We start from the raw sequence: 26,479 nt of genomic DNA on the forward strand, positions 1-26,479 counted from the left end.
GAGAAGAACCCGAGTTTTCTATTACGCCACCGTTGTGATTAAATGGCATGCATCTTGCTTAGAGAGACTTGAAATGGTTATTTTATTTGGGCACCAAAAGTTGATGTCTGAACATGGATGAGAGAATCAGAAATGACGCAAAAACTTCTTCAGAAATGGTGCGAAATGAGGCCTGAGGCTTTATTCGCGGTTTTTGAAACAGGTTCTTCCTGGACGTACGCTCATGCGCTTGAAAAATCTTGGGAAATCGGACGGGGTCTCATAAGTCTAGGAGTGAGGTGCGGTGATGCTTTTTTGTCATTTCTTCCAAATGGTAAGAAGCAACTGCGTTGTTCATTGGCGCAAACGCGGCCGGAGCGGCATTACCAGAAAGGCCAAGGATAATGTCTCGGACACTCGAGTAGAAAGCCGTCAGCATTCGGCAGCTGACAACATTAAGATGCACAGTCATGATTATGAAGACCAAATTTAATAACGACGAATAGGAGACGTATATGAGCAAAGTGCTGATAAGACCAGGGAGAGATTGGGAAAGGAGGCCCGACCAACATAAGCGTGCGGGACTCCTCTATCATGAAAACCTCATTGGCGATAAATTACTGCCGCCTGAGGACATGCGTCAACCTGCGGACTCTGGAAAGCAGCCTTACACTATCACACGCAATCGATATATCTCTCAGGATTTTCATGACCGCGAGGTGAGGGGGCTCTGGTCTCACGTTTGGCAAATGGCTTGCCGTGAGGAGGAAATTCCGGAGATAGGCGATATATCTGTTTATGAAATTGCCGGACTGTCCTTCATCATCGTTCGTGGAGAAGATTCCACAATTCGAGCGTTTCGGAATACATGTAAACATCGCGGAATGAAGCTGTGCGCCTATGATACAAGCGTGAATGAAATCCGCTGCCCGTTTCATGGATTCACATGGGACTTGAGCGGAAAATTGGTCGACGTACCAATGCGGTGGGATTTTCCTGATTTGAATGAAGAATCCACACGACTTTCGGAAGTGCAAGTTGGTGTTTGGGGAGGCTTTATTTTTATTAATCCGGATACGAAGGCTCCATCACTTCTCAGCTTTCTCGAGGTTCTTCCTGAACACTTCAAAGGCCACCTGGAGCACTCCCAAAAATATATCACGGCGCATTGGCGTAAAGTACTTCCTTGTAATTGGAAATTGGGCATTGAAGCTTTCATTGAGAGCTATCACACACTGCAAGTACATCCACAATTTACTGGCTTCTTGTCGGATGAAAACGGGCAATATGATGTCTTTGGACGCCATATCAGCCGTTTTCTTCTAACGATAGGGAAAAACACCACTGCAATCTCTAACCCCTTGCCAGAACAGACTGTCGTGGACGAGTTTTTCGCCGCGAATAGTCTTGGTGCTGCACCATCTATTCCGGAGGGGACCACCGCGCGTGCTTTTCTTGCGGAAATAATGCGAGAAAGATATACGTCATTGTCAGGCCAAGACTACTCATCATGCTCGGAAGCCGAGCTAATAGACTCAAATCAATATTCTATTTTCCCTAATATGATTCTGTGGCGCACTCTCATTTTTCCTGCAGTATATCGCTTCAGACCTAACGGAAATGATCCTCACTCCAGTATTTTTGATCTTTATTTGCTTGGTGATATCCCTGCTTCTGGAGTTCGACCACCTGCAGCCGAAGTGCAGGACCTTGGGGAAATCTCCTTCATGGACGCGTTGAAGGATTATTCGGTGCTGCTTGGCGAAACATATCATCAAGATTATCAGAATCTTGCGCTGTTACAGGAAGGAATCGCAGGGTCCCCAGATGAATCGCTACAAACGGCGCAAACACAGGAAATTCGAATCAGACACTTGGAAAAAGTACTCGACGAGTACTTGGAACAATATGATCCTGAGTCGCCCTCTTCGATAATCAAAGTGAAACAGGTGAAATAGCATGATCCGTGGCGTGCATCATATCTCAATTCATACTAAGAACCTGGAAAGGATTTTGGACTTTTACCAGGAAGCGTTCGGATTCATGCCGGTTACAGAGCAGATTCATTGGCACGAGAACTCATTTTTCGATAACGTGATCGGCCTCTCTGGGACTGCTGGCCGCTTGATTATGCTCAAAAGCCACAACTTGTATCTCGAGGTTTGGGAGTATACAGCCCCACTAGGTCTTCAGAACGAGCCTCTGCGCCCGAACGATTGGGGATATACGCACTTTTGCGTAGATACAGATAATATTGAAGAAGACTATAGCCGACTATTAAGAGCGGGGATGAAGTTTAACCGACCTCTGCCGACTGAAACTGACGGTATCCGAGCCATTTATGGAAAGGATCCGGACGGTAATCTCATAGAATTGCAGCAGGTTCGAATGGAACACGATTTTGCTTTCGAGCGTTTGGAATACTTGGCATTACGGGCAGATAATGAATGATTTTTTAAGAGTTTTAGACGAAGTGGATTTACCTGTTGGTACAAATAGAGCCATAGAGGTATTCGGTCGATCAGTGCTATTATGCCGGACGGCCGAGGGGGTCTTCGCAGTTGCGAATGAATGCACCCACCAGAAAATGCCGTTAGAAGGCGGTCGAATGCGTGGATGCTATCTTTTTTGTCCTACGCATGGCGTTCGGTTTGATTTGCGCTCAGGAACTCCCACGGGCAATTTGACCACGACGCCATTACGGTGTTTTGATGTGCGAGTGAGTAATGGCGGAATCGAGATTGCACACAAATCATTGGACTAAAATTTGCCATACAAAGTTATGCGGCTTGATCTTTTGTTAGGTGGTACTGCATTAAGCCTGATTAAACAAAGCGACATATTCACTATGAGTATAGTCCCTTACTTATCTATACATCATTTTTCAGATAGAGGTCAATATACCATGCCGCTCATTTGCATCACTACACGTGATGGCCACAAACATAATATCCAGGCGACAACAGGAAATAGCATCATGGAAACTATTCGTGATGCAGGGATTGATGAAATGCTAGCGCTTTGTGGTGGCTGTTGTTCTTGTGCTACTTGTCATATCCATGTTGATTCAGCCCGTCTCGGTTCGTTACCTGCCATTGGAGATGATGAAGATGCGCTATTAGACAGTTCCGATCATCGACTCCCGGAGTCGCGTCTTGCGTGTCAGATCTCAGTGGTAGAGGGACTAGAAGGGTTTGCAGCCCGCATCGCACCAGAAGATTAAGCAAAGTCTAAACAAACGAAGGTTAGACATTATTTGCAACCAAAATAGGTGCTAGTCTGGTTGCCGATTGCACCATTTTATGGAGAAGGGATTGTGGTAAAAGACATGAAGTCATATTCGGATGTATTGATTGTGGGAAGTGGGCATGGCGGTGCTCAGGCTGCTATCGTGCTTCGTCAGCGTGGGTTTTCTGGCACAATCCGCATTGTTACTGAGGAGCAAGAGTTCCCTTATGAACGGCCACCGCTCTCCAAAGAATACCTCTCTCAGGAGCGATCTTTTGATCGTATGTTAATTCGATCAGAAAATTTTTGGGCCGAGAAAGAAGTGAATTTTAATTTTGGTCACAGCATTGAGCGGATAGATCCTGAAAACAGAATCGCCTATGATGCGAGTGGTCACATGTGGCTATATGGTCAGATGATCTGGGCGGCAGGCGGACATGCTAGACGACTCTCGTGCGATGGCAGTAACGTCGCGGGATTACACACGATTCGAACTCGAAAAGATATCGACAAGTTGGAGAGCGAACTTGCAGATGCTAGTCGCGTCGTAATTATTGGTGGTGGATTTATTGGTCTAGAGACTGCAGCTATCCTGTCCAAATTTGGTAAGAAGGTTACCGTAATAGAAGCTCAAGATCGTGTGTTGGCTCGTGTCGCGGCCAAACCTATTTCGAATTTTTTTGAGGAGAAGCATCGCGCACACGGTGTGAATTTCCGTTTGCAAGCCGCGGTGGCAGAAATTGAAGGACGAGCGGGACGGGTTATTGGTGTGAGGCTAGAAGACGATTCAACAATTCCGGCAGACATTGTAATCGTGGGAATCGGACTAGAACCTTCGGTGACTCCGCTGCTTCAAGCAGGGGCGCTCGGAGGTAACGGAGTTGAGGTGGATGAATTTTGCCGGACAAGCTTGCCAAACATCTATGCTATTGGGGATTGTGCTGCTCACATAAATAACTTTGGAGATGGTAGGAAATTGCGACTGGAGTCGGTACAGAACGCTGCAGATCAGGCGATCACCGCAGCGCTTCACATTTTGGGTCAACCTCAACCTTATGTCTCGGTGCCTTGGTTTTGGTCAAATCAATTTGAACATAGATTACAAACGGTAGGCTTGAATATCGGGTACGACAGTGAAGTATTGCGAGGTGACCCCTTCACTGGCTCTTTCTCAATTGTTTATTTACGCGGAGGAAAGGTCGCTGCTCTCGATTGTGTTAACGCAATTTCGGACTACGCTCAAGGAAAATTGCTTGTCCAGCGAAATGTAGAGATATCCCCAAAGTTGCTCGCCGATCCGAAACATAAGCTCAAATCATTCCTGTTGTAGCGGTAGCTTGAATGCTTTCGGATTGTAGTCTCTATCTAAGAGCGGTGTTGACCAATATGTGGATTTATCGTCTAACCTGACGTTCTTTGCTTTGTCGCTAGCCAATAAAAAAATTATTGCGAAATTCTAAAAATAGTTTCGACGATAGATTACGCGCTGTACGGTGTAAATTAGCATTGTCGTGGCTGTCGCTCTGTCTGAAACAGAATTGACCATAGCTCGTCTGCCGAAGGGCGCTGCGTCCTGCAGCTGTACGATTTTTTATGAACGTGAGGCAGAAACGCCTGGGATTTCGCTTTCCAGCGAGCGAGCAATATCTAATTGGTCGCTTAATAGAAAATCAATGTCGTCAAAGGTCGTCAGAGGATTGAGCAATACGGCTCGCAGCAATGTGAGGCCCTGATTGTTATATTGATTGATTGTACGGAATGTTCTGGAGACAAAACTGTCTCCTTTCTGCCTCTGCCATTTTTGCAGGGAAATATTGAAGCGATTGATTTGGATATTATCCAGATCGTCGATTTTTATATTGCGGTATTTTTCAGGTATATATCTGTACGTTAGAATATTCATAGCTGGCGCGGCAATCAATTCAAATTCGGGGCGCGTCTCGATTGCCTGAGCCATGTAGCGTGCCCGCTGCAGGCTCTTGGAGAAAAGGTCGTCGTAGCCGGATTTCCCGATAATATGTAATGCAGCGTGCAAATACAGAGCAGTAGCGGGTCGCGTGCCTTCCAGCGTAAACCGCCCCTGGTCAAACGATGTCGCACGAACGGCATAAGGCGCGTGATGCATGGTAAGTTGAGAGAGGGCGGCATCACGAAAAAAGAGCATGCCGCAACCCAACGGCAGCATCAATTGCTTATGGCCATCAATAGTCACGGTATCGGCATGGGCGATCCCGTCCAGCAGATGCCGATTGCTTTGGCTCAGTATCAAGCCACCGCCCCAGGCGGCATCGACATGAACATGCGCACCAATTTGTCTGCCCATTTCACATATTTTTGCGATTGCGTCGATACTGCCGTAATCAGTTGTTCCTGCGATGGCAACGAGGCAGGCAATTTTTCTGCCTGCCTGTCGGTATTTTTCAACGGTGTCGCGCAACGCATCCAGGTCAATTTGAAATAGACTGTTGACGGGTACTTTATGCAGCTCTGCGCCCAGCAACTGCGCGCCTTTGTCAAATGAATAGTGCATCAGTTCTGAGCCGATGATGACCGGTAGATCAACCGTGTGCGATGCCTTTGTGGATTCGGGCGCCTGCGTGGTATCTGCCAGACGCAATGCGGTCCAGAGCGCGCAAATATTTGCGAGTGTTCCGCCACTGGTAAAGATGCCAAGTGCCGAGGATGCAATTTGCAAATGTGCTTCGTAGAATTGTCGGTCTGCCTGGAATATCTCCCGGTGAAGCATGCCAATGACTTGGCGCTCCAGAAACGCCATTCCGCGACTCGTTTCCATTTTGACTACGTTTTGATTCAGGGTTTGGACTAGTCGTCCAATTTCAGGCAGAAACTGGGGAATCGGCGAGGTCATATGTCCCAGATATCTTGGCGATGCCAGGTGCGAGCAATGAGGTAATACTTCGCTGTCAAGCATATCAAGATAAGCTTCGGCCGACTGTCCCTGCGCTGGTGCATCAAATTGCATGAACTTGCTTCGAACGTCTTCGATTTGCATGTCAGTGACGGCATCGGTTGAGCTGAAGAATTTTCTGCAACTCTGGTCGACTCTATCGCGTATGGCAGTTGTATTGGAGCCGAAGAGGGTATTAATCAGCGCCTGTGAGTTATTCGCCTGGTCAACTCCGTTCATTGCGCCATCGGTGTCGCTATTCAGAACTACATTCATCTTGATTATCTCTACATTAATTGTATTTAGTGTCGATTTTAATATACCGATTGAGTCACGGAAATGATTTGATTGGTTGTTGTGTTTATTTCGCGTGGTTCCTATGCGAATAATCTACTTAACGAGTTCTTCTTGTTCTTCAGATACCGTCTCCGCCTGCCTCCAGTCGATATCCATAGCTGGTCGGTGCTTCAGCTATGCGGTCTTCTACATGATCATTAGCAACCGGGAGACAAAGATCAACGATAGTGATGTGCAGTCCCGCGTCAACGCAGGTTTAGTGCTGGACGGCAGTGTTGGCTTTCGTTTTCATCTCGCGTTAGATGTGATTTTTACCGACATTGATCCGGTTGGAGCTGAAGCTAGTGTGCAGAAAGCGCACCGGATCGGTCCATACTCCAATGCAATCCAAGGTAACATTGATGTCGCCTTGTCGATTGTGACACGTTGAGATGCGTATGGCTTTACGAAGATGTATCACCCACGTCATTTGGCCATACAAAACTCATGTTGTACAGGTCGTCGTGCTGTCCATCGATTTACTGTTGTTGTTACGTTCGACTCAGCGAATATCGTGCGCGGGTACGTTTTAGCGACATTATGCCAATCAGTCAGTCAGTGTAATGCTGTTGGTTAGGCCTGCACAAGTGCCAATTGGGATCGTTGGCCGCAGTCATTACTCTATCGGTCACTAACGGCTCATGCCCCACTTGCGCGTGAGATATATGTTCAAAGAACAGCGCACCCGTTCAGCTTGGTATATGGAAGGCGTAATGGTCGACACAACTATATCCGAACGAGCCTCCGTCAGGTCAGCGGGCAAGCACGAGTCAATGTCACTTGGGATGCAACTGCGGAAGTCGTTATAGAGGGGTGTGTGGTTGGCTTGACGATGCACTTGCCGGCTCGATGGGCGCAAACATTCATTGGCTCCCTGTAATTTTTTTTCTAGACCGTCATAGCGTGCTTGACTCGCTATGCGAACGACACAAAGCAGGCATGCAGGAGATCAGCCGACGGTTTTCCGAAATACCCGCTGCTGACTGGGAACGGCTGTCCGACAAAGCCGTTATTGATCAGTTGGTCTAACCTTATGTCGATTATCTTCGCCTGCATGCCGATTATTTTCTCTGATGCTTAACCGGGCGCAGACAGATGACGAGATCAACTTCATCGAAATGTTGCGGTACGTACCTAAAATTCGCCTGCCGCACGTTAAACCTGTGAAACGAGAAACCTATGCTGCCATCCGGAACGCCATCGAAGCCGGACTATGTAGGTTGGGTTTCAGACGTATCCACAATCTGCCAACATTTATCTGCACGAGATACCACGGGTACTGGCCCTTTATCTAACGGATATCGAAGGCTGAGTCCGCGATAAGCCATTGGGGTAGAGGTTGACCAGTTGGACGATGTACTTATTGTGGCCCTAAGGATGAGTTACATATCCTACACTTGCTACGAGTCATCGTCGGGCCAAGGGCGTTTCTCGGCTTGTAAATTACGAGAATTGATTTACCTTTTGCCATGTTTGGTAGGTAGGGCTTGATAAGCATATTGAATTCCAGTGTCTTAAGAAACAGTGTGTGATGGAAAAAAGTCAAATGCCACTTTGAAGAAATTCTTGTGGGCCTGCATAGGCGGTGGTTTGAGTAAGTGCACCCTGTCGTGGACTATAGTATTCGAGGCTAAGGATGGAGTAACCAAAAGGGAGGAGTCTGAAGATTTATTATTTGTCTTTTCGTTGCGATAGGGTATATGTTGATGAGAAATAATAATTGGCGGAATCGGTAGCTCGTCTTAACGTTAACGCAGACAATCAATTCCATCGTATAGCCCTTTTAAAGCGTTGGAAGATTAAAAAAGTAGTCTGACGCTGGTTTCGGTATACCCGTGGCAAACCAGATTTAGGTTCACTGCTTTTTATGTTCTATTCGTTATATCAAACTCCTTTTTATCTTGGAGCTGTAGCTTGTGAAAGCAGAATTTTCAATAGATGTCTTTGGTAAAGACATCTACGCAGGTTAGTGGCTCTCCCAGAGTCGAAAACTTCTTAGCCAAAGCATGGCATGATTTTTGCTTGAGAGGGTGTGCCATAAGGCATATCTTCAAGAGGAGCAAAGCTAATATGAATTCTGTCCAAGAAAATCGTTCATCTCTTGGTACGGCGGTAGTAATCGGAGGCAGCATCGCGGGCTGCTCCGCAGCTGCGGCCTTGCACGAACAGTTTGATCGGGTGTTGGTTATCGATCGCGACGAGTTGCCCGCTACTCGTAAATCACGCAAAGGCGCCCCGCACGCATATCAGTTTCATGCGCTTGCTGTAGGTGGTAGGAAAGCGATGGAGGGTTTGTTCCCGGGGTTAACGCAACAGGCCATCGACAGCGGAGTGCCACTCATCGACACTGCCAATACACTTTGGTACTGTTCAAAGTTCGGATTTTTTCGAAATCAACCCTCCAACTTGCGAAGCCTTCTGCTTACGCGGCAGTTCCTAGAGTGGACGCTGCGTAACCGAATTCGTGAGATTGTCAATGTTGAGGTGTTGGATCGGACTGCGGTCAGTGGGCTCGTGGCGCACGGTGGCATAGTGACCGGAGTCGAGGTGATCGATTCAGCCAAGATTAAGCGAACCATCGATGCCGATCTTATCGTTGATACGAGTGGTCGTCCGTCCGTTGCTCCCGATTGGCTGGCCTCACTCGGCTATCCTCGGCCGGTTGAGACGACCATCAATGCTAAGTGGGGTTACACTACCGCCTATGTCCGGCCAGGTCCAGAGTGGTCGCCTCCCTATGATGCGCTCTACATTAATCCAACGGTTACCGGCAACGACGTAAGAGCGACGCGGGGCGCTGGCATGTGGGCGCAGGAGGACAATGTTTGGGTGTTGACTGCACAGGGGTGCGCGGGAGACTATCCCCCCTATGACGAGGAGGGTTTCCGAGACTTTCTCGGTAGCTTCGGCAGGACTGAGTTTTTGGAGCTACTTGACAAAGGAGAGATGGTAAAGCCTCCGGTAGCGTGGCGCAATACGACCAACCGGTTACGTGACTTCGCCGGCCTGCAGTCACGACCTGAGCGGTTTATCGTGCTTGGCGACGCGACTGCGGCGTTCAATCCCGTTTACGGTCAGGGAATGAGTTCGGCGGCAATGGGTGCTGGGTTGCTCCGGGAAGAATTGCGAACATGGTTCAGCAGTGGAGCAGAGGATCTGACTGGCTTTGCAGAGCATTTCCAAAAGCAGCTCAATACATCCGTGATTCAGGCCTGCTGGGCCTTCTCGACTGGCTCCGACTTGCAAATTCCAGGCGTCGAAGTTGACGGACTGCGACAGGAATCGGAGAAGTCGCAAGAACAGGAGTACGTCAATCGCGTGGTGGCCTTGGCCACTGAGGATCTCGATGTGCAGCTCAAGCTGACGGAGACAATTAGTATGGTTCGTGGGCCGGAATGGATGTCCGAGGAGGAAGTTCGTGTCAAGGTGCAGGAGAATTGGGATCGCTTGGGCAACCTGACCCGCGAAGATAACGGACCGTTGGTTGCACCATGAAAGTTGAATCATTCGTAGTTAACGTCGATCAGCGCGAGCTCGATGATCTTAGGCGACGGCTATCGCTAACTCGGTGGCCACAGCCCATCGACGGAGAGGGGTGGTCGAGCGGAACTGATATCAGCTATTTGCGTGACCTATGCACTTACTGGGAAACTGAGTATGACTGGCGCCGCACGGAGGCGAATCTCAACCGATGGCCCCAGTTCACAACGACCGTTGATGGACAGCGAATCCATTTTCTGCACGCCCGTTCGCCGGTGTCCGATGCTCGGCCGCTGATGCTGTTGCATGGATGGCCGAGTTCAGTATTGGAATTTGGGAAGGTCGTAGCGAGGCTTACTGATCCTGCTGCCTACGGGGGCGATCCTGCGGACGCATTCCATGTGGTGGTTCCGTCGTTGCCAGGATACGCATGGAGCGGACCCATCACGCAGCCAGGCTGGGATGTCAGTCGCATAGCGAATGCGATGACTGTGGTGATGGAGCACCTTGGTTACGGCACCTACGGCCTTATGGGTGGAGATTGGGGGTCACTAGTGGCTTCGCGAATGGCATTGGCTACACCGGAGCGGATATCCGGCCTATACCTGACGCTGGTGACGGTACCGCCGACGGGTGCAGACGATGACTCGACTCCTGAGGAGACGCTGCTCGCCGAAGAGTTCAGACAATACGTCGCGACGGAGACCGGCTATATTGCCATCCAGGCAACGAAACCGCAAAGCCTGGCATTCGGGCTCACCGACTCCCCAGCCGGGCTCGCTGGCTGGATCGTCGAGAAGTTCCATGCATGGACCGATTGTGGTGGCCAATTGGAATCTGCGTTAACCCGTGAGGAAATCCTCGGCAACATCACTGCTTACTGGCTGACTGGAACAGCCGGATCGTCGATGCGGTTGTACCGGGAATCTGTGCTCGCGGGATCTGCGAGCCCAGTAAGCAAGTATGTCGACGTGCCAACCGGAGTCGCTGTGTTCCCGAAGGAGCCTTACCGAGTCTCGCGACGACAGGCCGAGCGTTTGTACCGTGTTGTCCGGTGGACGGAGTTCGCACGCGGAGGTCATTTTCCAGCTCTCGAGCAGCCAGAATGTTTTGTCACGGATATCCGGGCGTTTTTCCGAGAACTCGCTTAAGACTATACGAGGGTAAGTGAGCACCGTGGCAGGCAGAATCGTCACGTTCTGTACATACATCGTTGAAATCGCTCGCCATGTGGGGTGTCGGCGTAGCACTCGAGGATCAGCCTTCTGAACCTTTGGGGTTCCAGAATAAATTGAATGCTGTAGTTAAAAAAGACATTGTCTTAGGCTGCTGTGCGTACGCAGTACACACTAGGTGCGGCGTTTGAGAAGATCACACTTTGTAAGCGCTTATTAACAGGACCAAGTCGGCATGACTATAAATGGCACGATGTTTGCTTTTAGTCTGTCTATTAGGATAGGAATGCAGCGAATCAATCAGAGATCCTGCTCTGGGTGGTTTGAAAAGATTGATCCAATATTTATAGATTGACCGATTGTATATAACACAGAAGGCGATCAACAATGTTGGCAGGATATTTGTTGAAATTAGGAGAAGACCGATGTCATTCGATAAAAGCTATATTGATAACAATCTCGTAAACCCTGAATGGTGGCCGTCTGGGGAGTTTCATGAGGTATTCAAACAGCTACGCGACGAAGAGCCGTTATATTGGGCAGAGCCTGAGAACTACGGGCGTAATTTCTGGGTGGTCACACGTTATGATGACGTAAAAGCGATAATGGCTGATTCGATGACTTTCAGCAATTCTGTAGACAGTCGAATTCCTAGATCGGGAAAACGACTGACGACTCTACAGAGAAGAGCTCTTATGTGGGATGTGAATATTGCTATGCTGGATCCCCCTTTCCATACGGTTTTGCGCCAACCTATGAATAAGCATTTCAGTGTGCCGGCTATCAATAAGCTGAAGAATGATGTCGAAAAAATTGTTGACGAGTTAATCGAAGAGCTAAAGACAAAGAAATCGATCGATATAGTCAATACGTTTGCAGCTAAACTCCCGATGGATATCGTATTTGCAATGCTTGGGATTCCGGAAGAGGATTGGCCGATGCTTGAAAAATATGCATACCAAGCTTTTTCTCCGGCCGATCCCAAAGGTACTATCCCAGGAAAAACCCATGCTGAAGCGTCGTATATCGGCCTTGAAAGTATAGGTAAGTATGGTTATCAAATGGCTAGGGACAGGCTTGCCAATCCTCGCGACGACATGGCGACTGTTATTAGCAAAATGGTGGTAGATGGTACGTCGCTCGATGAGCACGAAATTGCTACGTGGTTTCTTGTGCTAATTTTGGGGGGGCTTGAAACTACAAGAAATGCTATCGGTGCAGGCATGTGGACTTTTCTTGCAAATCCTGATCAGAAACAATTGCTCATTGAGCAGCCTGATCTAGCTGGTGGAGCCGTCGAAGAGGTGCTTAGATGGGTTACGCCAGCCCGGGGTCGGCTAAGAGTAGCAAAAGCACCCTATAGACTTCATGGTAAGGTCATTAAGCCATTGGATTGGGTTTTCATTTATCCGGCTTCCGGCAACAAGGATGAAAGAAAATTTGATAATCCACATAAGTTCGATATCACCCGCACCTCGAATGAACACCTGGCTTTGGGTGAAGGAATCCACGCTTGCCTGGGACGTGCTCTTGTCAGACTTGAACTCAAGACATTATTCTCAAAAATATTTGAGGCCTTCCCTAACATGGATTTCGCAAATGATAAAAGGCCTCATTGGGTCATAGATCATCAGGTCTCCGGTGTCACTAAATTAGAAGTAAACCTGAATCAGTGAAGTTTCTGATTCCGATAATAACTGTGAAGAAAATAATATTTATGCGAATGGTAACGGTTCACTCTTTAAATGTTTGGAGAATTAGAAATGGTGAAAGCAATATTTCATCTTGAAAATGGTGAAATCCAAGAAATCGAGGCTGAAGAAGATAACTCGTTGATGTTCAGTGCAGTGCGTAACGACGTGGGCGGGATTCTGGGCGAATGTGGCGGCGCGATGTCCTGCGGTACATGTCACGTATACGTTGACCCGAAATGGGTCGATCTGGTGCCCGCTGCGTCTGCTGCCGAAATCGAGATGCTCGAAGCTCTTGAAAGTTACCGGCCTGAAAGTCGCCTGGCTTGTCAAATAGAGTTGAGTAAAGAAACGAATGGCATCGAGGTGATGATAGCACCCGCAGAATAGGCGTAACCCAAAGACACACAGTTTGGAGATAACTACTTGATGACTGAAAAAACAGCTAAATACATTGAATTTGTTGCACCTTACACCTTCGAAGCAAGAGAGATTCATCGTCCCGCAATAGGAGAGGATGACCTCCTTTTAAAGATATCGCTTTGCGGAGTGGATGGGTCGGAGCTTCATATGTTCCGTGGGGAGCTACAGTGGGTCAATGACATGGCACCTCTTATTTTTGGAGATGAGATCGTCGGAACGGTTGAAGAGATAGGGGACAGGGCTCGACGACAGCGAAAACTTGAGGTTGGCGACAGGGTAGCGCTTGAAGCAAAGTGGCCATGCAATCAGTGCTCGAGCTGTCTTCGGAGGCAATATTATCTATGTGATGTCCATGGAATTATTTCCGGGTATGGCGCGACGACAAGCAAATCTCCTCCATTCTTATGGGGTGGCTATTCAACACACGCGTTTGTGCCAAAACAAGCTTTGGTCTACAAAATTCCCGATACTCTGCATGATTCCACAGCGCTGATCGGCTGTTCTGTGCTCGCAAATGGGATCCGTTGGGTTGAAGAGTCGGGCGTGGGTGATGGAGATCACGTATTAATTGTGGGCCCTGGCCCTCAAGGTCTCGCCTGTGCTTTGGTTGCGCTCTCTTTGGGGGCCAAAGTCAGCATGGTCGGACTACGCGATGACGCTTCGCGGCTCGAACTAGCAATGAAATTTGGTGTGCATAACACGTTCTATGTCTTGCCAGATGGCCCTGAAGGCTTGGCAGCTCGCGTGCTACAGGAGGCCGGCCAAGCTGATGTAGTCATTGACCTGGCGGGAGTCCAAGACGCGAAACTCTTGGGATTTGCCGTGGTCAGAAAGATGGGCACGTTTGTTAATGTGGCGCTACCGTTTCCGTCTGCACAGTCGATGAATTGGTTGGATCTTCTTGCTAGAGAAATTCGTATCCTTAGCTACGCATCGCATCCCTACACAGTCGAGGCAGGGCTCGCTATGGCAGAAAAGCTGTTGGAGAAAGGAATAGATATTGGTAGTTGGATTACGCATATTTATCCTTTGGGACAAGCTCAGATCGCGTTGGAGGCCGCAGCATACCAAACAGAAGAGCGACCTATCAAAGTGGCGCTAAATCCACAGCATTGAATGTCATTTTCAAACATGCGTATTCTAAACTTTCGTGAGAACGAGTGAGGTAAAATTCTATGAACCGAGTGAATGCTAAATCAAAATTTTTTGAGATGTTCGAACGAAATGAAAGGCCTTTGGGTGTTTTTGTTTCGTGTATGGATCCCGCGTCGACAGAAGCCCTAGCGGACGCCGGCTTCGATTATGTAGTACTTGACGGTGAGCACGGAAAAATGGGGAGAGTCGACGTTGAGACTCACTCTCGTGCAGCGGCTGCAAGAGGTATCATTCCGCTCGTGCGAATACTTGAAAATTCTCAAACTCTCATTCAGGCCATGCTTGACTCCGGAGCCCAAGGAGTAATCATTCCACACCTTGAAACTGCACACGATGCGCAACGAGCTCTAGCGGCGAGCCTGTATTCACCCGTTGGTAAGAGGGGTATGTGCAACGCATGTTACGCCGGCGGCTACCAATTGGATAGCTGGCCTGATCATGTTAAAGCATCGAATCAAAATGTTCTAGTGATCCCATTGATTGAGTCTGCTCGAGCCGTAGAAAATATTAAAGAAATAGTCGCTGTGAATGGTATCGATGTGGTGTTTTTTGGCCCAGGCGATCTCGCGGCTGAAATGGGCCTGAATTTTACAAAGGACGGTGATCGACTTATGGATTCTTGGCAACGAGTGAAAGATGCAGCGAAAGAGGCAGGTAAGTACACTTTAGCACCACGAGGTTGGGGATTCGATGATGCGGATATCCTTATCGCCGAAATGGACATACAAATGTTATTGAACGCCGGAAAGGCAATTGTTCAGCAGTACAAGCAATAATATTAATCTGAGACTAATTTCGGTCGCCAATGATATATACGCGATCTTCCCTGGCGAGGGTTTCACTTTGAAATAGCCGGCAGACTTCTTTTGTTGTCTTTGCCAGTAGCTAGGCTCCTTTTTTTAACGATGGTTTTGATTGTTGCCAAGACATCATAATGTAAAAATTCCTTGTGCATCGGATGTAAGGTGAGAAACCGTATATTCAAATGCTTGAGTTTTGGGTGAACGCCATGATTTCCTGCGGTTTTTCTGCCATTTAGGCAGACAGGGACTTTGGTAAATTAGTGTGATTCGATGTCTAGTAGTCGATCGTCAAACTGAGACTTTTGCGCGGAGCGCGCGTCAGGCTTTTCATATGGCTATTAATCAAATGTTTTTGCAGCCTACAAAAATTCAACATGTGTCTTATCCCAGTTGATAGCTGAGACCGCACAGAGCAAGAGTATATTATCGGCGTTTACTTTCATCGGTAAACGCGATATTTCAGGTGGCGTAACTGAAAGTAAAGGAGCAGATACTGATGGAATATCCTAAGTCCGAATGGCGCATGGGTTGGAAAGTCGTGTTAAGTGGAGCTCTGGGTATGGGCACGGGATATGGTTTGTTAATGATGACAGCCGGCCTCTTTGTCAAGCCTATGCAGGAAGAATTTGGATGGTCCAGAACTGCACTAAGCATTCTCCCGATAATGGGGGTAGTGAGTGCTTTAGTTTTGCCGCTAACTGGCTATTTGGTTGACCGATGGGGCCCCAGGGTCGTCGGAACCTTTGGCCTAGTCTCCTTAATGCTCGGGTGTGTAGGCTTTTGTTTCGTCCCGCCGGACAAATTCCTGTTTTATTGCTTAGTGATAGTTTTGGGAGCATTGGCGTCCGCTAGCGGGGCTATGACATGGGTTAGAGGAGTGGCCACATGGTTCGATCAAAGCAAGGGCTTAGCGTTTGGCCTAACATTTAGTGGTATTTCTATTATCTCTGCCATTGTTTTGCCTGTTCTTAGCGGTGTTATCGACGATTGGGGTTGGCGGGCAGGTTTCTTTGTGCTTTCACTAATGATTCTGTTTTTAGGATTACCCACAGTTTTATTGTGGTTCAGAGAGCGGACGCAGGAAATAAATATTGACGAAATTTCCCCAAAAAAAATAGGGAGTACGCCTGGTTTTAGTCTCGCTCTTCGTAGCCCACGTTTCTGGTTGATTTTCGTTTGCTTTTCTCTGGTAAGTTTTCCGGTTGGTGGTTTTATGTATCATCTCGTGCCAATTCTCACCGATAAGGGGATAAATATACAAATGGCAACAGCTGCTGCTTCCGCCTTTGCGCTGTCGATAGCTTTGGGCAGAGTTGCTGCTGGTTTTCTACTCGACAAACTATGGCCTCCAGGGGTGGTGTGTTTTTTCTTTCTAATCCCTATATTGGGGGTAACTTTAGTTCATTTTCTGCAGCCCCATTGGGATTGGGTGGGGCCAATAGCAGCTCTCTCTGGGGTGCTGATTGGTTTTGCGCAAGGCGCCGAGGCTGACTTTGCTGCTTACTTAGTTGCTCGGTATTATCCCATTGAGGTTTTTGCACGTGTATACAGTCTTCTGGGGGCTGCGATTTATGGTGCAATAGCATTGGGTGGTGTCGCTTTCGCGACTATCCATGATGTATTCAGTGATCACGCGATTACTATGATGTTGGCGGGAGCTTGCTATTTAGCGGGCGGATTAATGATTCTTCTAATAGAGAAAATTGAGCCTAGCCTTAGCGCCGAAGTTTTTTCCAAAAGTGAAATTAACCTGAAGAGAGCCGAGCAATGATTTCCCTCGTCACTGCTAATTCTTGAGCGCTTTCGAAATATCGTTGAGACATCAGACACCACACAGGTAGTTGGCCAAGGTCGCTATCGGAATCTGGCTCAATGGTGGAATCGAGGGGGCACATAGCCAAGCAGTGCGCTGCGTGATCAAACTTGTGAACACCGGATTTGATAATAAATCATAGGATGAATTCGAGAGTCATAGCCCGAAGATAGCTTTGCTGTCCTTTATGCCTACATCGAATGAAAAAAATGTTCTCATCAGGGACATTTTTACAAATTGGGCCTAAAAAGCAATGTACAGGACGAAATGCATATCTTCGCTTCTGCGAATGAGATTAATACATGCTTGTCCGGTTTAAACCTATATATCGATTTGGCATATATTTTGCTTAAGCCTAGCATACGACAGCTGATTGTTGGTTTACTTACTTTCATAGGAAGGTTTTCTTTTATGTCTCTGATCTCACCTGAACAGCCCAATATCCGCCATCCCGACCGTTTTTTTATTGGAGGTAAATGGGTCAACTCCGTTGGTAACTCGTCGTTCGATGTGATAAATCCCTCTACCGAAGAACTGTTTATGAGATTTTCCAAGGCCCAGCCGGACGATATTGACCGTGCCGTGGGCGCAGCTCGGGAAGCGTTTGACTACGGCCCTTGGCCTCGTATGAGCCATGCTGAACGAGCGGATTATCTGCGAGCAATATCTTCGGAAATGTCCAAAAGGGCACATGAGCTTGCTAACCTCTGGACGTTGGAGGTGGGCGTTACCAACCATGTCGCGCAAGCGATTACACCTCAAATCGCCGGAGTTTTCGATTATTATGCGAATCTTGCTCATACCTACTCCTTTGAAGAAAAGCACGCCCCACAAGCTGGAGGAGAATTTGGTCTTTTAGTGCGTGAGCCTGTTGGCGTGGTTGGCGCCATTGTGGCTTGGAACGGAGCGCTCGGCCTGATTGCATGGAAAGTTGCACCAGCATTGCTTGCTGGATGTACAGTCGTCATCAAAACTTCATTCGAGTCTCCAGGCAGCGGCTGGATTTTGGCCGAAATAGCAGAAAAGGTGGGTCTGCCTAAGGGCGTTATTAATGTTGTCGCTGCGGATCGTGAGGTTTCGGAATTGCTCGTCCGTCACCCAGACGTTGATAAGATTACGTTCACCGGTTCAAGTGAGGCAGGAAAAAGAATAGGCTCAATCTGTGCTGAGCGCGTGGCTCGTTGCACGCTCGAACTTGGTGGAAAATCCCCTGCAATTATTCTCGATGATTACGACCTCGAAAAGGCGGCTCGCTCCATCTCAATGTCAGCGAGGCTATTGAGCGGTCAGGTTTGCTCCTCGCTTACGAGGTTAATCGTCTCGCGGCACCGTCATGACGAGTTTGTCGATGCCCTTTGCGCAGCATTCGGAGAAATCAAAGTTGGCGATCCCTTCGATGCTACAACGGATATGGGTCCGCTAGCTACAGATCTGCAGCGCAATCGGGTAGAAAGTTATATAAGAAAAGGTATAGATGAAGGCGCAAAATTGGTCCAGGGAGGCACACGCCCTACCTACCTGGATCGAGGCTATTTCATTGAACCGACAGTATTTGGTGATGTGGATAATAATATGATTGTTGCTCGCGAAGAGATATTTGGACCCGTTGTATGTGTGATTCCCGTAAAGGATGAGATGAATGCGATTGAGATAGCTAATGACACTGTGTTCGGGTTAAATGCCTCTGTATTCACCGATGATGTGCATAAAGCTAAGGAATTCGCTCGCACGCTAAAATCGGGAACTGTGGGTCACAATTCATTTCGTACCGATTTCTCGATTGCGTTTGGCGGATTTAAGCAATCAGGCATAGGACGCGAAGGCGGAACGGAGGGGCTTAGTCCATTTCTCGAAACTAAGACTATTATACTCGATGAGAAACCAACGGACGACTAATCTTTTCTAGAAAGTATGGGCGCGCAAAGGGCGAATTCCATCGGCCCTTTCTTCCAAATTAACGAATGAGATGTCACAGCATAGTTCGTGATATCACAAGAATTATTAAACCGACAACATTGGGCGAAGAGCCAAAAATACTTATATGAAAACACAATCCAGGAAAACATCCATAATTTTTGCATCGAGTTTACTTGTCCTCGCTGTTACTGTCTCTCAAAGTAATCTGGTAGCGGCAACGCCGAAAATTGAAAAAACTTTATCAATCGAGAGTGGCAGAAAATCAGGTATTCTTTTAGACCACAGTAATGGCGACGATTGGCCTGCGTATGGCAGAACCTATGGTGAGCAACATTTTAGTCCGCTTAGGCAAGTCAACGACAGGAATGTTCGTCGTCTCGGATTGAGTTGGTATATGGATCTCGGGGTTGGAAACCCGGCTACTATACCAATTGAAGTCGATGGTGTTCTCTATTTCTCAATGGGGTTGAGCATTGTGCATGCGGTCGATGCTGCGACTGGTGCTCTCTTGTGGAAATACGACCCGAAAGTTGCCAAGTATGCGGGCAAAAAACTGCGAGCTGCGTGGGGAATTCGTGGGATTGCCTACTGGAATGGAAAAATATATACAGGAACACAAGATGGACGCCTGATAGCGCTGGATACTAAAACTGGAGAGATGCTGTGGAGCACCTTAACGGTTGAGCCTGGCGATGGACGATACATCACTGGAGCGCCACGTGTATTCGACGGTAAAATTATCATCGGTCATGGGGGGGCTGATACTTCAAACGCTCGTGGGTATGTTACTACCTATGACGCTGAAACGGGTAATCAGCTGTGGCGGTTCTTTCTTGTCCCTGGCAACCCGGAAAAGGGATTTGAGGATAAAGCCCAGGAGATGGCGGCAAAGACCTGGACTGGGGAATGGTGGAAATATGGCGGCGGTGGGGCTGCCTGGAACTCCTTCACTTACGATCAGGATACAGACACTATACTTGTAGGGACCGGTAACGGTAGCCCATGGAACCAGAAGATTCGCAGCCCTGGTGGGGGCGACAATCTGTTCCTTAGTTCGATTATCGCACTCGATGCCTCATCTGGCGAGTATAAATGGCATTACCAAATCAATCCCGGGGAGACCTGGGATTACAATGCCACTATGGATATGGCGCTTGCGGAGTTGAAAATTGGCGGACGGTTACGGAAAGTTGTCATCACCGCACCCAAAAACGGATTTTTCTATGTAATCGACCGTATAACAGGAGAGTTGATTTCTGCGGAGAAATTTACAAAAGTGACTTGGGCAAACAAGATCAATCTGGTTACTGGACGGCCGGAGGAAGTGGAAGGCGCACGGTTCCCTGATGGAAATAGTTTTGAACTCTGGCCGAGTTTTAAGGGAGGTCATAGCTGGATGCCAATGGCATTCAGTCCCGACACTGGACTCGCTTATATCCCAAAACTAATGCATGGAGCCATCTACAGCGATAAGGATATTGATATTGAAAATTGGGTTCGAACGCCTGGAAATATTACCGAGACTGGAGTAAGTATCACGGCGGATTTGGAGGATCCGCTGCACAACACGAGTTCGTTGATCGCATGGAATCCTATTACACAGAAGCCGTCCTGGGAGGTGAAGACTCCCGGCTCGTGGAATGGTGGTGTATTGGCAACTGGCGGGAATCTGGTTTTCCAGGGGCAAATCGGCGGCACTTTTAGTGCCTACGCAGCTGACAGTGGTCAGCAATTGTGGCAATTTCCAGCTCAGGCGGCCGTTATTGCTGCGCCTATCACTTATCTTGTCGGCTCAAAGCAATATATAACGGTCCTTGTCGGTATAGGCTCAACCGCCGGTGTCTTTAACGATGCTGATATCGACTACCACACACAACGTAGACGTGTGCTTACTTTTGCCCTTGATGGTGAGGTGAACCTTCCTGCTCTACCTTTGCGCGATTCTGGCCGCCGACCATTATCGCCAGATCCCACTTATAAATCGGACGAAGCACTCAGTTCACAGGGGGGAACTGTATATCATACTTACTGTTTTACTTGCCATGGTCCTCAGGCCATTTCTGGTGGCACTGCACCCGACTTAAGATATTCAGGCATCGTCCAATCTAATAATGTATTCGAGAGAGTAGTGCGTGATGGATTACTTAGATCGAACGGTATGCCAAATTTTGAAGAACTTTCAGACGCGGACCTGAACGCCCTGCGGCAATATTTACGCAGCCGCTCTGCCGAGCTCCGTGCGAACAGAAATTGAGGCGATTTTTCTATGATAGGACGTTAGTTTGAGCTGGCCTCATACGAAAATCAAACCTGTACGGTAGGGTAAACAACTTTTGTGTGGTGGACCTACCTTGAGCCTCTCGAATTGGACAATTTGACTCCATATCTTGCACCGCTGATCGAGCTTAGAGGAGGTTGGCTACCGCGCGCTTTGAATTGGTTGTATGGATATGACTGATCTTCAATTAATTTCAGTCATATCCCGTTTATGTTCTTCCTTTTTCTTCGACCTATGTCTCTCAGTCTTCCTCGGGCCAGGTTTCGCCGTACCAATAGTGCCACAAAACTGCTGTGGGCTTGGATCACGACGGCCGAATCCCCCAGTTTTGTTGTCATCACTGAGGGCAAAATGCATGATGTCCCCTCGGACGCATCTTGGCGTCGCCCTTAAGCACGAGGGCCTAGAATGAGATGACTATATACTTAGAATTCCGAGCAATGGACGAGTCGCATGATCTGGTTACGGACATGCTTGACTGTCCCGTAAACCGATATTCACCGCAGCCCGACGATGGGTTGTTGGGGCGGGCTTTGCTATTATACTGCTTGGTGATGAGTATATTGTTGTAGACATGCGAAACTACCTGACGACTAGAGTCTACTCCATCGTGTCCCCTGCTTCGCTGAAGAATTTACACCGTTGATATACTAGGTCTCGTTGGGCGCGAGAACAGGCACTATATTGGCGATATTTTTTGTAACTCGCCACTTTCTCGTAACTTCATGACTGATCAATGGGATATGTTTGTTATAGGTGTGCATCGATGGCCAGTAGATCCGCAGGTCAGCCGCTTTGTCGACAGCAGCGACCCCACTTTGCTCATGATGGTGCGGTAAAGTCAGGGGGCAGCCATGAACTTACCGTCCTTAACCATGACAATGCTTTGTTCGTAAACCGGCACCCGTTCAGCATTCAACGACCAAGGCCCTGCGCCAAGTACAGTCGGTGCATCTTTCATGGCGACGATGGCGCCCCGCACTTTCTCTCTTGTAGGATTGGGGAGCGAAGCCTTGATAGCATAAGCAGCAAGCAGAGCTTCTGTGTAGCCCACCGCGGCCCAAGTATCAGGCGTGCTCGAGTATTTTTCTTCGTAGTTCTGAACAAAGGCAGCAATTCTTGGATCAGCACTCTGCGCATTGAAATCGCCCCAAAAATACGTTCCATCTACGGCCGATCCTCCAGCCTCCAGATAGTCAGTTCCTAGGCCAGCAGTGGTGAATATTTTGAGGTCGGGACGCACGCCAGCCCGTTTTAATTGAACAACTAGGTTGGCAGCCTGGGCCCCGAAAGCCCCAACCCAGATAGAGTCTGGATTGGTGGAAGCAATTTTTGTGGCTATTGCGGAGAAATTTGAGTCAGATCCAAGGATGCTCTCGTCAGAAACGATGTTCACTCCATGGCTCTTCGCATAATCTCGGAAAATTCCGGCGCCAACAACCGTATTTTCAGCATCCCGAGTAAATACAACGGCCAGATCCTTGATCTGTGACTTCTCAACAGCGTATTTTGCGATTGTGGTCACCGACTTTGGAGCCGACGTCGTGCTCTTAAAATACCAGTCGCTCAATTTCAGTGGCTCAGCCGTCTGTGCAGTGCCAAACATCGGGATCTTGAGATCGTTCAGCAACGGAGCAACCGCGACGGCGTGAGCACCCCAGATTGAGCCCAAATAAATTAGCGTATTGGGATCGGCGGCGGCCTTGTTCAGCAGAGTGATCGTTTGGCCGCGATCATTGGCATCGTCTTCCATTGTGACTGATAGCGTATGTTCGCCCAGAAATTTTTCCGCATTGAGCTTATCAACCACCATTCGGATCGCATTAGCCTGGGGTACCCCGATAAATGCCAGATTGCCCGTAAGGCTCTTGCCGACAGCAATGTTGTAATTTTCTGCTGCCGCTTGAGAAGCACCACCAATCAGTATAGTCAGTACTCCTACCCGCAGAGCATGATTGTATTTCCTCGAAGCTTGCATGTCTTTCCCTCCATTATAAGTGCGTGATTACACTTCCCGATGATAATTTCGCGTTACCCTAGGTAATGTTCGGCAACGCGCGGATCTGTTAGCAGATCGGAACTTAAGCCTTCCAGGACTACGCGGCCGCGCTCTAGAATGTATGCTCTTTGCGTGTAGGTGAGCGCCCGCAACGCATTCTGTTCGACTACAAAAATCGCGAGCCCAGCCTCATTGAGACGTTTGAGAGTATTGAATACTAGGTCGGTGATGAGCGGTGACAAACCCAAGCTAGGTTCATCGAGCAACAACAGACCTGGATTGGCGACGAGCGCTCTACCTATGGCGAGCATTTGTTGCTGGCCACCCGAGAGATCACCAGATCGTTGCAGGCGTCTTTCTCCCAGGATCGGAAAGAGATCGTAAACATCATCGATAGTGTGTCGCGGCATCCTTTTTCCAAGCGCTAGTGTGCCGAGCTGCAGATTTTCTTCGACCGATAGGTCAACAAGTATTTGACGACCCTCAGGTACCTGTAGCAGTCCTAATTGCGATATCCGGTGAGCGGGCGTCTTCGATATTTCTGAGTTTTTGAACAGGATTGAGCCAGCTGACGGCCTGACTGTCCCCGATATGCAGTTGAGCAGGGTTGACTTGCCGGCGCCATTTGGCCCGATCAACGCGACCATTTCGCCGGGCAGGACTTTGAGAGAAACACCCTTAAGAGCTTTGATACCGTCGTAAGCGGCGGAGAGTTTATTTATTTTGAGCATTACATGGTCCCCAGATATGCTGTACGGACCGCCGGATCCGCCATAACGTCATGCGGCGCCCCACTAGCAATCATTCTTCCGCTGTCAAGCACATAGACTGCATTGCATAGATTACTGACGAACCGAACATTGTGCTCTATGAGCAGTAGAGCCATGCCATCTTCCACGAGTTTCCGAAGGATGCGTCCCATCTCAAATGCCTCGACATCGTTCATTCCGGCGACCGGTTCGTCTAGGATTAATACGGCAGGTTCGCTTGCAACCGCACGCATTATTTCGAGCTTTCGCTGATGGCCGTATGCCAGGCCGCCTGCGGGCCGTTCGGCGAAGTTTTCCATCTCAAAGATGGTCATGAGGTTGCGGGCCCGTTCGCGCAAGTCGCGTGTTTCGCGACAACTAGTTGAGAATCCCATGATTTGAGCCACCAGAGTGGCGCGTTCGTGACGGTGGAAACCGATCATAATGTTCTCCACCGCAGTCGCCTCTGGGAGGAGTTGGATGTTTTGAAATGTCCGGGATATGCCGCGGGCAGCAATACGATGGGGCGATTCCGATCCGATGTGAGTTTCGCCAATGGTGATCGTCCCTGAACTGAGAGCAAGGATGCCTGTTATCAAATTGACAACGGTGGTTTTACCTGCGCCATTCGGTCCAATCAGGCCCGTGATCATTCCTTGCTGAACCGTCATAGAAACGTCGGAAACGGCCGCAACGCCACCGAACCGCTTCGAAATATTTGTAAGTACGAGATTCATAGCTCGGGAACCTTGGTGTGGTTATTGTGGTCAGTCATTCGGCTTCTTCGAGCGACGGTCAGCAAAGTGTCGACCACTCCCATCGGCATATAGTTCATAACGATAATCATCAGTGCGCCTTGCAGTAAGACCCTATACTCCGATAACGGGCGGGCGATCTCTGGAAGCGCTGACAATATAGCGCACCCTACGAGCGGGCCGAGGAAGGAATTGCGCCCACCCAAAACGATATATGCAAGCACGGTGGTGAGAAACGCGAAGCCGAAATGCTCAGGCGTCACGCTGTATGACTGAAGAGCGAACAATCCGCCGAACAAACCGCCCATAAGGCCGCTGATGACAAAGGCGATTATCTGATATCGCAAAATGGACACGCCGAGCGTCGCGGCGACAACTTCATTTTGTCGGATTGCGTTGAATGCACGGCCTATACCAGAGTGGGCGATCGAGAACGTCAGATAGATTGTGACACCGACTGCAAGTAGCAGATGCCAGGTTTTAACGACCTGAGGAATCCTATTGATACCCAGAGCACCCCCTGTCAGCGGTTCGGCATAAAACGCAAAGGCCATCACGACTTGAACAAAAGCGAGCGTCGCTATCGCCTGATAGACACCGCGAAGCCGCACAAGTGGAATGGAAAGCATCGCTCCAGCCAAACCACCAAAAGCGACGGCGATTCCGATAGCTAGGGTAGGGTGAACCCCATAATTCGTAACGGTAATTGCTGTGGCATAAGCTCCTATCGAGGCAAAACCGGCGGTTGCGATGGAGAATAAGCCTGCGCGCAGCACGATCTGCTGGCTGTACGCAAATCCGACTCCAATCAAGAACAACTGGAATTGGGTTTCGTAGATTGAAAAAAAGTTAGTCATCAAACGCGCCCCACTTTCACAGCGGAGTTGGTGTTTCCGAACAATCCACCGGGGCGGACGACCAGAATCAAGAACACCAAAGAATAGAAGATGATGTCGGCGAGGCTGCCGGTGAAGTAGGCGATGGCGAACGCCTGGACAATACCAAGCAGAAAGCCTGCAACCACCGCGCCATACAAACTGCCCAAGCCGCCAAGGACCACAATGACGAATGCTTTTAACAGATATGGATCACCCATCATGAAGTGCACGGAATTGAACAGCAGGCCGATGAGAACTCCTGCATACCCAGCCAGTGCCCCCGATATAGCAAACACAAATAGGTAAACTCGGGTTGGATTCACACCGAGCAGGACTGCCGCTCTTTCGTTACCGGCAGTGGCCCGAATCTGACGACCGAGGCTCGTTCGATAAATGACAAAAAACACGAGTGCCAAAGTCACTACGACCGAGGTGATGGTCACGATCTGAAGCAATGATACCCGAACGCCAAGCAGTTGGAAAAATTCGTTCGGTACCAGATCGAACGGATAGACTAATACCTTTGTCTTTGAGATCAACTGACCAAGGCTGGTCAGTATAAGGCCAACACCGATCGAGGAGATGAGCGCGCCAAATTCAATTTGCCCCGAGGCGCGGAGCCTTCGAAATGCGACTAGGTCAGTCAGGCAGGCGATTAATGCTGACCCCACCATAGCTAAAAGCACAGCTGGCAAGAACGACAGGCCAATGCGCGTCGCGTAATAGCCAATGAAGGCGCCTGCCATGAAGATAGCTCCATGTGAGAGATTCAAGATCCGCTGCGTTCCGAATACAATTGTGAACCCGAGTGCGAACAGTGTATAGACTGAACCGGTAGTGATCCCATTGAGCAGTTGCTGAACGATCATGTCAGGCGCTCGACGTCGAGCGAACAAGGCACTGCGACTGCAT

21 protein-coding genes are annotated in these 26,479 nt (G+C 48.8%); 15 read left to right on the top strand and 6 right to left on the bottom strand.

Annotated elements, in window-relative coordinates; genetic code table 11:
• The first annotated feature begins 494 nt into the window (after window positions 1–494).
• The 5 genes from EV681_RS15980 (at window position 495) to EV681_RS16000 (ending at window position 4,537) form a co-directional block, all read left to right on the top strand.
• Entirely contained in the window at window positions 495–1,937 is a 1,443-nt protein-coding gene (locus EV681_RS15980) for an aromatic ring-hydroxylating oxygenase subunit alpha (RefSeq protein ID WP_130304553.1), read from the top strand.
• A gap of 1 nt (window position 1,938) precedes the next feature.
• Window positions 1,939–2,430 (top strand): VOC family protein, encoded by a 492-nt coding sequence (locus EV681_RS15985; protein ID WP_130304554.1) that lies wholly within the window; start codon window positions 1,939–1,941, stop codon window positions 2,428–2,430.
• Window positions 2,423–2,743 (top strand): Rieske (2Fe-2S) protein, encoded by a 321-nt coding sequence (locus EV681_RS22850; RefSeq protein ID WP_130304555.1) that lies wholly within the window; start codon window positions 2,423–2,425, stop codon window positions 2,741–2,743. The genes EV681_RS15985 and EV681_RS22850 overlap by 8 nt, the downstream gene beginning before the upstream one ends.
• Window positions 2,744–2,746: 3 nt before the next feature.
• A complete protein-coding gene (locus EV681_RS15995; protein ID WP_242612280.1) occupies window positions 2,747–3,202 on the top strand; it encodes a 2Fe-2S iron-sulfur cluster-binding protein in 456 nt (151 codons plus the stop codon).
• Window positions 3,203–3,295: 93 nt separating this feature from the next.
• A complete protein-coding gene (locus tag EV681_RS16000) occupies window positions 3,296–4,537 on the top strand; it encodes an NAD(P)/FAD-dependent oxidoreductase (protein WP_242612281.1) in 1,242 nt (413 codons plus the stop codon).
• Window positions 4,538–4,798: 261 nt separating this feature from the next.
• Here EV681_RS16000 and EV681_RS16005 read toward each other — a convergent pair whose 3' ends face one another.
• Window positions 4,799–6,391: an aminotransferase class V-fold PLP-dependent enzyme gene (locus tag EV681_RS16005; protein WP_130304556.1), complete on the bottom strand. Its 1,593-nt coding sequence runs from the start codon at window positions 6,389–6,391 to the stop codon at window positions 4,799–4,801.
• Window positions 6,392–6,602: 211 nt separating this feature from the next.
• On the opposite strand from EV681_RS16005, the gene EV681_RS16010 reads away from it, so the two are divergent.
• The 10 genes from EV681_RS16010 to EV681_RS16055 all read left to right on the top strand — a co-directional run bounded on the left by EV681_RS16010 (window position 6,603) and on the right by EV681_RS16055 (window position 21,162).
• Window positions 6,603–6,842, top strand: coding sequence for an OsmC family protein (locus tag EV681_RS16010; protein ID WP_130304557.1), 240 nt, complete (start codon window positions 6,603–6,605; stop codon window positions 6,840–6,842).
• A gap of 1,679 nt (window positions 6,843–8,521) precedes the next feature.
• A complete protein-coding gene (locus EV681_RS16015) occupies window positions 8,522–9,946 on the top strand; it encodes an FAD-dependent oxidoreductase (protein ID WP_130304558.1) in 1,425 nt (474 codons plus the stop codon).
• Window positions 9,943–11,082 (top strand): epoxide hydrolase family protein, encoded by a 1,140-nt coding sequence (locus tag EV681_RS16020; RefSeq protein ID WP_130304559.1) that lies wholly within the window; start codon window positions 9,943–9,945, stop codon window positions 11,080–11,082. The genes EV681_RS16015 and EV681_RS16020 overlap by 4 nt, the downstream gene beginning before the upstream one ends.
• A 449-nt stretch (window positions 11,083–11,531) precedes the next feature.
• Window positions 11,532–12,782 carry a cytochrome P450 gene (locus tag EV681_RS16025; protein WP_130304560.1) on the top strand — a complete coding sequence of 417 codons (1,251 nt, stop codon included), beginning with the start codon at window positions 11,532–11,534 and terminating at the stop codon, window positions 12,780–12,782.
• Window positions 12,783–12,869: 87 nt separating this feature from the next.
• Window positions 12,870–13,187, top strand: a complete 318-nt coding sequence (locus EV681_RS16030) for a 2Fe-2S iron-sulfur cluster-binding protein (protein WP_130304561.1) — start codon at window positions 12,870–12,872, stop codon at window positions 13,185–13,187.
• 39 nt (window positions 13,188–13,226) lie between these two features.
• Entirely contained in the window at window positions 13,227–14,336 is a 1,110-nt protein-coding gene (locus EV681_RS16035; RefSeq protein WP_130304562.1) for a zinc-dependent alcohol dehydrogenase, read from the top strand.
• Between the two features lie 59 nt (window positions 14,337–14,395).
• Complete coding sequence (locus EV681_RS16040; RefSeq protein ID WP_130304563.1) at window positions 14,396–15,151, top strand: HpcH/HpaI aldolase family protein; 756 nt, start codon at window positions 14,396–14,398, stop codon at window positions 15,149–15,151.
• 523 nt (window positions 15,152–15,674) lie between these two features.
• Window positions 15,675–16,949, top strand: coding sequence for an MFS transporter (locus tag EV681_RS16045; RefSeq protein ID WP_130304564.1), 1,275 nt, complete (start codon window positions 15,675–15,677; stop codon window positions 16,947–16,949).
• Between the two features lie 453 nt (window positions 16,950–17,402).
• Window positions 17,403–18,887 (top strand): aldehyde dehydrogenase, encoded by a 1,485-nt coding sequence (locus tag EV681_RS16050; protein ID WP_130304565.1) that lies wholly within the window; start codon window positions 17,403–17,405, stop codon window positions 18,885–18,887.
• 145 nt (window positions 18,888–19,032) lie between these two features.
• Entirely contained in the window at window positions 19,033–21,162 is a 2,130-nt protein-coding gene (locus tag EV681_RS16055; protein ID WP_130304566.1) for a PQQ-dependent dehydrogenase, methanol/ethanol family, read from the top strand.
• An 865-nt stretch (window positions 21,163–22,027) separates the two neighbouring features.
• Here EV681_RS16055 and EV681_RS16060 read toward each other — a convergent pair.
• Genes EV681_RS16060 through EV681_RS16080 form a run of 5 tightly spaced genes read right to left on the bottom strand, consistent with a single transcriptional unit; the run spans window position 22,028 to window position 26,436 of the window.
• Entirely contained in the window at window positions 22,028–23,164 is a 1,137-nt protein-coding gene (locus EV681_RS16060; RefSeq protein ID WP_130304567.1) for an ABC transporter substrate-binding protein, read from the bottom strand.
• 53 nt (window positions 23,165–23,217) lie between these two features.
• Window positions 23,218–23,916: an ABC transporter ATP-binding protein gene (locus EV681_RS16065; RefSeq protein ID WP_130304568.1), complete on the bottom strand. Its 699-nt coding sequence runs from the start codon at window positions 23,914–23,916 to the stop codon at window positions 23,218–23,220.
• Window positions 23,916–24,671, bottom strand: a complete 756-nt coding sequence (locus EV681_RS16070; protein ID WP_130304569.1) for an ABC transporter ATP-binding protein — start codon at window positions 24,669–24,671, stop codon at window positions 23,916–23,918. The genes EV681_RS16065 and EV681_RS16070 overlap by 1 nt, the downstream gene beginning before the upstream one ends.
• A complete protein-coding gene (locus tag EV681_RS16075) occupies window positions 24,668–25,546 on the bottom strand; it encodes a branched-chain amino acid ABC transporter permease (protein ID WP_130304570.1) in 879 nt (292 codons plus the stop codon). The genes EV681_RS16070 and EV681_RS16075 overlap by 4 nt, the downstream gene beginning before the upstream one ends.
• Entirely contained in the window at window positions 25,546–26,436 is an 891-nt protein-coding gene (locus EV681_RS16080) for a branched-chain amino acid ABC transporter permease (RefSeq protein WP_130304571.1), read from the bottom strand. The genes EV681_RS16075 and EV681_RS16080 overlap by 1 nt, the downstream gene beginning before the upstream one ends.
• Window positions 26,437–26,479 lie beyond the last annotated feature (43 nt).

It is taken from the genome of Advenella incenata (assembly GCF_004217095.1).
GTDB lineage: Bacteria > Pseudomonadota > Gammaproteobacteria > Burkholderiales > Burkholderiaceae_B > Advenella > Advenella incenata.

Bases quoted from the DNA above. Each gene is read 5' to 3' on its own strand.
- EV681_RS16050 (WP_130304565.1), top strand. From the start codon at position 17,403: ATGTCTCTGATCTCACCTGAACAGCCCAATATCCGCCATCCCGACCGT.
- EV681_RS16060 (WP_130304567.1), bottom strand. From the start codon at position 23,164: ATGCAAGCTTCGAGGAAATACAATCATGCTCTGCGGGTAGGAGTACTG.
- EV681_RS16080 (WP_130304571.1), bottom strand. From the start codon at position 26,436: ATGATCGTTCAGCAACTGCTCAATGGGATCACTACCGGTTCAGTCTAT.
- EV681_RS16075 (WP_130304570.1), bottom strand. From the start codon at position 25,546: ATGACTAACTTTTTTTCAATCTACGAAACCCAATTCCAGTTGTTCTTG.
- EV681_RS16035 (WP_130304562.1), top strand. From the start codon at position 13,227: ATGACTGAAAAAACAGCTAAATACATTGAATTTGTTGCACCTTACACC.
- EV681_RS22850 (WP_130304555.1), top strand. From the start codon at position 2,423: ATGAATGATTTTTTAAGAGTTTTAGACGAAGTGGATTTACCTGTTGGT.
- EV681_RS16020 (WP_130304559.1), top strand. From the start codon at position 9,943: ATGAAAGTTGAATCATTCGTAGTTAACGTCGATCAGCGCGAGCTCGAT.
- EV681_RS15980 (WP_130304553.1), top strand. From the start codon at position 495: ATGAGCAAAGTGCTGATAAGACCAGGGAGAGATTGGGAAAGGAGGCCC.
- EV681_RS16070 (WP_130304569.1), bottom strand. From the start codon at position 24,671: ATGAATCTCGTACTTACAAATATTTCGAAGCGGTTCGGTGGCGTTGCG.
- EV681_RS16030 (WP_130304561.1), top strand. From the start codon at position 12,870: ATGGTGAAAGCAATATTTCATCTTGAAAATGGTGAAATCCAAGAAATC.
- EV681_RS16040 (WP_130304563.1), top strand. From the start codon at position 14,396: ATGAACCGAGTGAATGCTAAATCAAAATTTTTTGAGATGTTCGAACGA.
- EV681_RS16025 (WP_130304560.1), top strand. From the start codon at position 11,532: ATGTCATTCGATAAAAGCTATATTGATAACAATCTCGTAAACCCTGAA.
- EV681_RS16065 (WP_130304568.1), bottom strand. From the start codon at position 23,916: ATGCTCAAAATAAATAAACTCTCCGCCGCTTACGACGGTATCAAAGCT.
- EV681_RS16045 (WP_130304564.1), top strand. From the start codon at position 15,675: ATGGAATATCCTAAGTCCGAATGGCGCATGGGTTGGAAAGTCGTGTTA.
- EV681_RS16005 (WP_130304556.1), bottom strand. From the start codon at position 6,391: ATGAATGTAGTTCTGAATAGCGACACCGATGGCGCAATGAACGGAGTT.
- EV681_RS15985 (WP_130304554.1), top strand. From the start codon at position 1,939: ATGATCCGTGGCGTGCATCATATCTCAATTCATACTAAGAACCTGGAA.
- EV681_RS16055 (WP_130304566.1), top strand. From the start codon at position 19,033: ATGAAAACACAATCCAGGAAAACATCCATAATTTTTGCATCGAGTTTA.
- EV681_RS16015 (WP_130304558.1), top strand. From the start codon at position 8,522: ATGAATTCTGTCCAAGAAAATCGTTCATCTCTTGGTACGGCGGTAGTA.
- EV681_RS16010 (WP_130304557.1), top strand. From the start codon at position 6,603: ATGATCATTAGCAACCGGGAGACAAAGATCAACGATAGTGATGTGCAG.